Below are 8,794 nucleotides of genomic sequence, written 5' to 3'. Positions count from 1 at the left end.
CCCCCCGACCCCGACCAAGGCCCCCGACCAGACCCCCGAGCAGCGCCCCGGCCGACGCCGCTCAGCCGATGTCCGTCGGATCCACCCGCACCCGCACCGGCTCCGCCGTCCGCAGCGCGATCCGCGCGATCTGCGCCGCCTTGAGCGCCGCCGCCAGCGCTGCCCCCTGCCCGGGCGGCACCCGCAGCAGCGCGCGTTCCTGCTCCTCCCCCCGCAGCGCCGGTACCGGCACCGGCCCGAGCACGTCCGCCCCCTCGGGCAGCCGGATCAGGTTCAGCAGGTCCGTCACCGCCGAGGGGGTCCCGCTCACCGAGGCCATCCGGGAGACCGGCGGGAAGTGCAGCTGGGCCCGTTCGTCCCGCTCCAGCCCGGCGTGCCCCAGCGGGTCCCAGCGCACCAGCGCCTGTACCGGACGGGCCGAGGGCTCGGCCACCACGACCACCGTCCCGCCGTCCGTCGAGGGCCGCACCAGCGCGGCCGCCGCGAGCCAGAGCCGCAGCGTCTCCTCCCCCGCCCGCAGGTCCGGCCGGCCGAGCAGCGCCCAGCCGTCCAGCAGCAGCGCGGCCCCGTAGCCGTCGCCACCCTCCACGACCGGCTCCGCACCGGGTGTGGAGATCACCAGTGAGGGCTCGTCGGGCACGGTGGTGAGCACCGCCTCCCGGCCCGAGGTCCGCACCGGGAGGCGCGGGAACGCCTTGCCGAGTTCCTCCGCCGTCCGCCGGGCCCCGACCACCTGGGCCCGCAGCCGGAAGGACCCGCACTCGGGGCAGTGCCAGTCGTTCTCCGCCTCCCCGCACCAGCCGCAGCACAGCGGCGCGTCCGACGAGGGCGCCTCCAGCGGCCCTTCGCAGCGCCGGCAGCGCGCGGGGGTCCGGCAGCGCCCGCAGGCCAGCCGGGGCACGTAGCCGCGCCGGGGCACCTGGATGAGCACCGGGTGCCCGGCGGCCAGCGACTCCCGGGCGGCCTCCCAGGCCACCGAGGGCAGCCGGGCGGCCTGGGCGGCGGCGTCCCGGTGCTGGTCCTGGTCGGTGACGGTCCGCACCCGGGGCGCGACCTGCCGCACCGTCTCCCGGTCCGCGACCAGCGGGCGCGCCCAGCCGGTGCTGACCAGTTGGGCGCCCTCCACCGTCACCGCGTGCCCGCCGAGCAGCACCGCCGCGCCCTCCTCGGCGGCGCGCAGCAGCGCCACCTCGCGCACGTGCGGGTGCGGGGCGCGCGGGTCGCTGTGGCTGCCGTCCCCGTCCGACCAGACGACGACCAGCCCGAGGTCCCGGACCGGCGCGAACATGGTGGCCCTGGTCCCGATCACCGCGTGCACCGAGCCGCGGCTCACCGCGAGCCAGCGCTTGTAGCGCTCGCGCGGGCCGAGGTCGGCCTCCAGCGCCACGTGCATCCCGGGGCCGAGCAGTTCGGTCAGGGCCTGGTCGACCCGGGCCACCGAGCGCCCCTCCGGGAGCACGACCAGCGCGCCGCGGCCGCCGGCGAGGGTCGCGGCCACCGCCCGGGCGATCTCGTACGGCCAGCCGGGGCCGGGCAGCGCCGCCCAGACCGCGCGCGGCGCGCCGCCCCCGGCGAGCGCGGCGAGGAAGTCGGGCCCGGCCGGGTAGCGCTGCCAGCCGCCGGGGGCCGGGGCGGCCGGGCGCGGCAGCGGCGGCGGCGAGGGCTCGGCCTCGGCCTTGGCGTGCCGGGGCGGGACGGCCAGCTGGAGCACGTCGGCCAGTGTCCCGGCGTACCGGTCGGCGACGGTCCGGCACAGCCGCAGCAGCTGCGGGGTGAGCACCGGCTCGGGCGAGAGCACCTGGGCCAGCGGGGCGAGCGGTCCGGCGAAGTCGCTCTTCTCCAGCCGGGCGACGATGAACCCGTCGTGCAGTTCCCCGCCCTCGCGCTGGCCCTTCACCACCCGTGCCCCGAACCGCACCCGCACCCGTACGCCGGGCTGGGCCTCCTCGGCCATGGCGGCCGGCACCTCGTAGTCGAAGAGCTTGTCGATGGTGAGCACGCCCTTGTCCACCACGACCCGGGCCACCGGCAGGTGCTCGGCCCGCTTGGCCCCGTGCCAGGTGCGCGGCTTGGCCCGCTTGACCGTCTCCCGGATGAACGCCAGCTGCTCCGGCTCGGCGGCCCCGTTCTCCCCTGTGCTGCTCATCGCCACCAAGTACTACCAGGTCACACCGACAATGCACGAAGCGGCGCCCACCCCCGTTCGGGGGCGGGCGCCGCTTCGGGCGCTACGGACGCACGGGCCGCGGGCGCGCGCCACTGACGACGAGCCGGGGGCGCGGGCGCCGCGGACGTCAGTCCTGGACGGCGGCCTTCAGCTGCTCCACCCGGTCGGTGCGCTCCCAGGTGAACTCCGGCAGCTCACGGCCGAAGTGGCCGTACGCCGCGGTCTGCGAGTAGATCGGGCGCAGCAGGTCCAGGTCGCGGATGATCGCGGCCGGACGCAGGTCGAAGACCTCGGAGACGGCCTTCTGGATGGTGAGGACCGGCACGGTCTCGGTGCCGAAGGTCTCCACGAACAGGCCGACCGGCTCGGCCTTGCCGATCGCGTACGCGACCTGCACCTCGGCGCGGCGGGCGAGGCCGGCGGCGACGATGTTCTTCGCCACCCAGCGCATCGCGTACGCGGCCGAGCGGTCCACCTTGGACGGGTCCTTGCCGGAGAAGGCGCCGCCGCCGTGGCGGGCCATGCCGCCGTAGGTGTCGATGATGATCTTGCGGCCGGTGAGGCCGGCGTCGCCCATCGGGCCGCCGATCTCGAAGCGGCCGGTCGGGTTGACCAGCAGGCGGTAGCCCTCGGTGGTCAGCTTGATGCCCTGCTCGGCCAGCGCCTTCAGCTCCGGCTCGACCACGAACTCGCGGATGTCCGGGGTGAGCAGCGACTCCAGGTCGATGTCGCTGGCGTGCTGGGTGGAGACGACGACGGTGTCCAGGCGGACGGCCTTGTCGCCGTCGTACTCGATGGTGACCTGGGTCTTGCCGTCGGGGCGCAGGTAGGGGATGGTCCCGTTCTTGCGCACCTCGGTCAGGCGGCGGGAGAGGCGGTGCGCCAGGGTGATCGGCAGCGGCATGAGCTCGGGCGTCTCGTCGGACGCGTAGCCGAACATCAGGCCCTGGTCACCGGCGCCCTGCTTGTCCAGGTCGTCCTCGTCGCCCTCGACACGGGCCTCGTACGCGGTGTCGACGCCCTGCGCGATGTCGGGCGACTGGGCACCGATGGACACCGAGACGCCGCAGGAGGCGCCGTCGAAGCCCTTCTTGGAGCTGTCGTAGCCGATCTCCAGGATCTTGTCCCGGACGAGCTGGGCGATCGGCGCGTACGCCTTGGTGGTCACCTCGCCGGCCACGTGCACCTGGCCGGTGGTGATGAGCGTCTCCACGGCGACCCGGGACGTCGGGTCCTCCCGCAGGAGAGCGTCAAGGATGGTGTCGCTGATCTGGTCAGCGATCTTGTCGGGGTGTCCCTCGGTGACGGACTCCGAGGTGAACAGGCGGCGAGACACAGCGCTCCCTGGGGTTGCAGCGGCTGCTGACTGAAGTTCCCCGGGGCGACCCGGGGAACTCCGGAAAGACTTGATTCCTGGAGTCTAACGGTCTGGTTCCGCCGAACGTCACCCGCTTCAGGAATTCTCGACCGCCGCGCGAGCGGTTCTGATCAGTTGCCGCCCGTTTCCAGCCGCTTTGCGACCAGATCCCAGACCACGTCCGCGAGCGCCTCCTTCGGGCCCACCGGAACGGCCGTCTCACTGCCGTCCGAGCCCAGCACCACGGCCTCGTTGACGTCGGTGCCGAAGGCCTTGCCGTTGCCCACCTCGTTCACCACGAGCAGGTCACAACCCTTGCGGGCGAGCTTGGCCCGACCGTTGGCGAGCACGTCGTCGGTCTCCGCCGCGAAACCCACCACGAGTTGACCCGGACGGGGCCGGTGGGCCGACAGTTCGGCCAGGATGTCCGGATTGCGGACCAGGGCGACGGGCGCCGGCTCGACGCCCTCGACCTTCTTGATCTTGCCGGTCGCGTACTCGGCGGGCCGGAAGTCCGCCACCGCCGCGGCCATCACCACGGCGTCCGCGTCCTGGACCGCCTTCAGCGCCGCCTCGCGCAGCCCCAGCGCGGTCGACACGTGCACCACGTCCACCCCGGCCGGGTCCGGCAGCTCGGCGTTGGCCGAGAGCAACGTCACCCGGGCCCCGCGCGCCGCGGCCGTCACGGCGAGCGCGTAGCCCTGCTTGCCGGAGGACCGGTTGCCCAGGTAGCGCACCGGGTCCAGCGGCTCGCGGGTGCCGCCGGCCGAGACCACCACGTGCCGGCCCGCCAGGTCGGTCGGCGCCGCCCCGCCGCGGCGCAGCACGGCCCGGCAGGCGTCGAAGATCGCCGACGGCTCGGGCAGCCGGCCCTTCCCGGTGTCCTTGCCGGTCAGCCGCCCGACGGCCGGCTCCAGCACGATCACGCCCCGGCGGCGCAGCGTGGCCACGTTGTCCCGGGTGGCCGGGTGCTCCCACATCTCGGTGTGCATGGCGGGCGCCACCACGACCGGACAGCGGGCGGTGAGCAGGGTGTTGGTGAGCAGGTCGTCGGCGAGGCCGTGGGCGGCCTTGGCGATCAGGTCGGCGGTGGCCGGGGCGACCACCACCAGGTCGGCCTGCTGCCCGATCCGCACGTGCGGCACCTCGTGCACGCGCTCCCAGGTCTCGGTGGCGGCCGGGCGGCCGGACAGCGCCGCCCAGGTCGCCTCGCCGACGAAGTGCAGCGCGGCGGAGGTCGGCACGACGGTGACCTGGTGGCCGGACTCGGTGAAGCGGCGCAGCAGCTCGCACGCCTTGTACGCGGCGATCCCGCCGCTCACGCCGAGGACCACGCGGGGGGCGTCCGCACTCAGGGTCATCTACCGGCCTTTCTCCGCCTCGGGAACGCATCGGGAACGCGTCGGGAACGCGTCGCGGCCGTGCCGCGAACGCGCCCACCCTACGGCCCCCCGGCCGGCCCCCGCACCGCGCCCTGCCCTCCGGCGAGCGCCGAAGGGTCGCCGGCGAGCGCCGAAGGGCCGTCGGGGAACACCCGAGGGCCGCCGGGAACGCCGAAGGGCCCGGCGGAAACGATTCCGCCGGGCCCTTCCGAAACTCTGCGACTGCCTCAGGCAGCCTCGATCGCCTCGGCGGTCAGCATGCCCGCGTTGATCTCGCGCAGCGCGATCGACAGCGGCTTCTCGTGCACGTGGGTGTCGACCAGCGGGCCGACGTACTCCAGCAGGCCCTCGCCGAGCTGGGAGTAGTACGCGTTGATCTGGCGCGCGCGCTTGGCGGCGTAGATCACGAGGCTGTACTTGGAGTCGGTGGCCTCGAGCAGCTCGTCGATCGGCGGGTTGATGATGCCCTCGGGCGCGGTCATGGAAGAGGACACGCTAAAACCTTCCGAAAGGGTGGAAAAGACAGACAGGTCAGGCTACACCGAGCAAGGCTAGCAGTTCGGCCGCTACCTGCTCGACGGAGGTGTTGACAAGGGTCGTGTCGAACTCGGGCTCGGCCGCGAGCTCGACCTTGGCCGCCTCCAGCCGCTTCTCGATCACGTCCTGCGGCTCGGTGCCCCGGCCGGTCAGCCGGCGGACCAGCTCGTCCCAGCTCGGCGGAGCCAGGAAGACCAGCTGCGCCTCGGGCATCGACTCGCGCACCTGCCGGGCGCCCTGGAGGTCGATCTCCAGGAGCACCGGCTCGCCGCGCTCCAGCTTCTCCTGCACGGCCGCGCGCGGGGTGCCGTAACGGTTCCCGGCGAACTCGGCCCACTCCAGCAACTCGCCGTTGGCGACCAGCTTGTCGAACTCGTCGTTGTCGACGAAGTGGTACTGGACCCCGTTCTTCTCGCCCGGCCTCGGGCGCCGGGTCGTCGCCGACACCGAGAGCCAGACCTCGGGGTGCATCTTCCTCATATGAGCGACGACCGTGCTCTTGCCGACCCCCGAAGGGCCGGAGAGCACGGTCAGCCGCGGACGCTCACTCATGCACCGATTATCCCGGATCGCGGGGGATCCTGGGACCACGGGGCACGGTCAGGCGGCGCCACCGCCGAACTCCCGCTCCAGGGAAGCGATCTGGTTCGTACCGAGGCCGCGGACACGCCGGCTCTCGCTGATGCCGAGGCGCTCCATGATCTGCTTGGCACGGACCTTGCCGACGCCCGGAAGGGACTCCAGCAGGGCCGAGACCTTCATCTTGCCGATGACGTCGTTGTCGGCCTTTCCGGCCTTGATCACCTCGTGCAGGGAGGCGCCGGAGTGCTTGAGCCGGTTCTTGACCTCGGCGCGCTCCCGGCGAGCCTCGGCGGCCTTGGCGAGCGCGGCGGTGCGCTGTTCAGGGGTAAGGGGCGGAAGGGCCACGCCGTTCACCTCAGGGTGTGGATGGATGGATTGAGCTAGGACTGGTTCGGTACCGAGGACACCGTCCGCAAGGGGAACCACGAGGCCCTGACCTGCGGGAGCCACGGAAATAGCGGCTCGCCGATGACCTATCGCCGGACACTACCCGGATTGCGGCGCCACGTCAGGAAAAGAACACGAAAAGTCCTGGTCAGCCAAGGCCGACCAGGACTTTCCCGGGCAAAATGACCGCGATTGCGAGACTTTGGCGGTGCCGATGTGACGGCGCTCACGTCGGTTCGGCGGCCACCGCGCGGTCCTGCGGACACTCCGCAGGGTCACCGCGCGGCTACCTGAAGGGCGGGTTCCGCTACTTGACGGCGTCCGCGAACTCGCCGACGAAGCGCTCCGCCGCCTCCCGCAGCGCCGGCACCGAGGGGCCGTGCTTGAGCACGTCCCGGCTGACGCTCGGCACCACGTTGATCACCGAGGCGCCGAACACCCGCGGCAGGTCGGCCATGGTCGCGCCCTGGGCGCCGATCCCGGGGGCCAGCAGCGGGCCGTTGATGGCCAGTTCCACGCCCGCGTCGGCCAGCGTCGCGCCGACCACCGCGCCGAAGGAGCCGAGCGGCGCGGCGCCCTCGTTCTCGGCCGCCAGCTGACGCAGCACCGAGGCCGCGACCGGCTCGCCGTCCGCGCCCACCGCGCGCTGCACCTCGGCGCCCTCCGGGTTGGAGGTGAGCGCCAGCGCGAACACGCCGCAGCCCTGCTCCCGGGCCAGGTCCAGGGCCGGGCGCAGCGAGCCGAAGCCCAGGTACGGGCTGACCGTCACCGCGTCCGAGAACAGCGGGCTGCCCGGCGACAGGAAGGCCTCGGCGTACGCGGCCATGGTGGAGCCGATGTCACCGCGCTTGGCGTCCATCAGGACCAGCGCGCCGGCCGCCCGGGCCTCCTCCACGGTCTTCTCCAGCACCGCGACGCCCTTGCTGCCGAAGCGCTCGAAGAAGGCCGCCTGCGGCTTGAGCACGGCCACCCGGTCGGCCAGCGCCTCGACCACGGTGCGGCTGAAGGTCTCCAGCCCGGCGAGGTCGTCACCGAGCCCCCAGGCGGCGAGCAGGGAGGCGTGCGGGTCGATGCCGACGCAGAGCTGGCCGCGGGTGTCGAGGGCCTGGCGCAGCCGGGCGCCGAACGGGGCGAGGGTCATGTCGTCTCTTTCCGGAGGGGTGGGGAGGGGGTTCAGGAGCTGCGCACGGCGCTGCCGACGGCGTCGGCCAGGCTGCGGAAGCCGCCCGCGCGGACCTTGACGGACAGGCCCTTGTGGATCCGCCGGCACCAGAACGGGCCCTCGTAGATGAAGGCGCTGTAGCCCTGGACCAGGTCGGCGCCGTGGACGATCCGCTGCCAGGCGTCCTCGGCGGTCTCGATGCCGCCGACCGAGACCAGGGTCAGCCGGCCCTCGGTGCGGGCGCGCAGCCGCTGGAGCACCTCCAGGGCACGGGCCTTGAGCGGGGCGCCGGACAGGCCGCCCATGCCGATCTCCGCGACCCGCCCGGCGTCGGTGCGCAGGCCCTCGCGGCCGATCGTGGTGTTGGTGGCGATGATGCCGTCCAGGCCCAGCTCCAGGGCGAGGTCGGCGACCGCGTCGACGTCCTCGTCGGCCAGGTCGGGGGCGATCTTGACCAGCAGCGGCACGCGGTGGGCGGTGCTGCGGTCGGCGGCCTCGCGGACGGCGGCGAGCAGCGGCCGCAGGTGGTCCACGGCCTGGAGGTTGCGCAGCCCGGGGGTGTTCGGCGAGCTGACGTTGACCACCAGGTAGTCGGCGTACTTGGCCAGCCGCTCGGTGGACTTCACGTAGTCGGCGACGGCGTCGGCCTCCTCGACCACCTTGGTCTTGCCGATGTTGACGCCGATCACCGGGGTGGAGCTGGTGTGCGGGCGGGCGGCCAGCCGGGCCGCGACCCGGGCCGAGCCCTGGTTGTTGAAGCCCATCCGGTTGATCAGCGCGCGGTCCTCGACCAGGCGGAACAGCCGGGGCGCCGGGTTGCCGGGCTGGGGCTCGCCGGTGACGGTGCCGATCTCGACGTAGTCGAAGCCGAGCATCGACAGGCCGTCGATGCCGACGCCGTTCTTGTCGAAGCCGGCCGCCAGACCGAACGGGCCGGGCAGGTCGAGGCCGAGGGCGCGGGTGCGCAGGGCCCGGTCGCGCGGGGCGAGCACCAGCCGCACCAGGGTGCGCAGGCCGGGCACCGAGGAGCCGAGGCGGATCCAGAAGAAGGCGAGGTGGTGGGCCTTCTCGGGGTCCATCTTCTTGAAGACCAGGTCGAACAGAAGCTTGTACAAGGGTGGTTCAACTCCCGGAGCGGAGAGAGCAGATGGGCGCGGGCGCCGCCCGTCGGAGGAAGGGTGGCGGTGGGTGACGGGCGGGTGCCGTTCCGGGCCCGCTAC

Annotated in this window: 8 protein-coding genes; all 8 read right to left on the bottom strand. The window is 73.4% G+C overall.

Going from position 1 to position 8,794, the window contains the following annotated elements; translation table 11 throughout:
• Positions 1–61 precede the first annotated feature (61 nt).
• Positions 62–2,146: a primosomal protein N' gene (locus tag ACIQOV_RS14465; protein WP_401048532.1), complete on the bottom strand. Its 2,085-nt coding sequence runs from the start codon at positions 2,144–2,146 to the stop codon at positions 62–64.
• Between the two features lie 148 nt (positions 2,147–2,294).
• The gene (gene metK, locus ACIQOV_RS14460; RefSeq protein WP_359897416.1) at positions 2,295–3,503 is read right to left on the bottom strand and encodes a methionine adenosyltransferase; all 1,209 of its coding nucleotides are present in this window, start codon (positions 3,501–3,503) and stop codon (positions 2,295–2,297) included.
• A 152-nt stretch (positions 3,504–3,655) separates the two neighbouring features.
• Positions 3,656–4,885 carry a bifunctional phosphopantothenoylcysteine decarboxylase/phosphopantothenate--cysteine ligase CoaBC gene (gene coaBC, locus ACIQOV_RS14455; protein WP_401048530.1) on the bottom strand — a complete coding sequence of 410 codons (1,230 nt, stop codon included), beginning with the start codon at positions 4,883–4,885 and terminating at the stop codon, positions 3,656–3,658.
• Between the two features lie 248 nt (positions 4,886–5,133).
• Positions 5,134–5,400 (bottom strand): DNA-directed RNA polymerase subunit omega, encoded by a 267-nt coding sequence (gene rpoZ / locus ACIQOV_RS14450; protein WP_030240625.1) that lies wholly within the window; start codon positions 5,398–5,400, stop codon positions 5,134–5,136.
• A 37-nt stretch (positions 5,401–5,437) separates the two neighbouring features.
• On the bottom strand, positions 5,438–5,995 hold the full coding sequence (gene gmk / locus ACIQOV_RS14445; RefSeq protein WP_359897418.1) for a guanylate kinase: 558 nt from the start codon (positions 5,993–5,995) through the stop codon (positions 5,438–5,440).
• Between the two features lie 48 nt (positions 5,996–6,043).
• The gene (gene mihF, locus ACIQOV_RS14440; RefSeq protein ID WP_030056187.1) at positions 6,044–6,370 is read right to left on the bottom strand and encodes an integration host factor, actinobacterial type; all 327 of its coding nucleotides are present in this window, start codon (positions 6,368–6,370) and stop codon (positions 6,044–6,046) included.
• A 349-nt stretch (positions 6,371–6,719) separates the two neighbouring features.
• Complete coding sequence (pyrF, locus tag ACIQOV_RS14435) at positions 6,720–7,553, bottom strand: orotidine-5'-phosphate decarboxylase (RefSeq protein WP_380453397.1); 834 nt, start codon at positions 7,551–7,553, stop codon at positions 6,720–6,722.
• Between the two features lie 32 nt (positions 7,554–7,585).
• Positions 7,586–8,689: a quinone-dependent dihydroorotate dehydrogenase gene (locus tag ACIQOV_RS14430; protein ID WP_401048528.1), complete on the bottom strand. Its 1,104-nt coding sequence runs from the start codon at positions 8,687–8,689 to the stop codon at positions 7,586–7,588.
• Between the last annotated feature and the right edge of the window lie 105 nt (positions 8,690–8,794).

Origin of the sequence: Kitasatospora sp. NPDC091257 (genome assembly GCF_044757675.1) — a bacterium.
GTDB lineage: Bacteria > Actinomycetota > Actinomycetes > Streptomycetales > Streptomycetaceae > Kitasatospora > Kitasatospora lactacystinica.
Note: the sequence above shows the minus strand (reverse complement) of the source record. Positions and strands in the feature narration are given on the sequence as shown.

Bases quoted from the DNA above. Each gene is read 5' to 3' on its own strand.
- ACIQOV_RS14465 (WP_401048532.1), bottom strand. From the start codon at position 2,146: ATGAGCAGCACAGGGGAGAACGGGGCCGCCGAGCCGGAGCAGCTGGCG.
- coaBC (WP_401048530.1), bottom strand. From the start codon at position 4,885: ATGACCCTGAGTGCGGACGCCCCCCGCGTGGTCCTCGGCGTGAGCGGC.
- gmk (WP_359897418.1), bottom strand. From the start codon at position 5,995: ATGAGTGAGCGTCCGCGGCTGACCGTGCTCTCCGGCCCTTCGGGGGTC.
- pyrF (WP_380453397.1), bottom strand. From the start codon at position 7,553: ATGACCCTCGCCCCGTTCGGCGCCCGGCTGCGCCAGGCCCTCGACACC.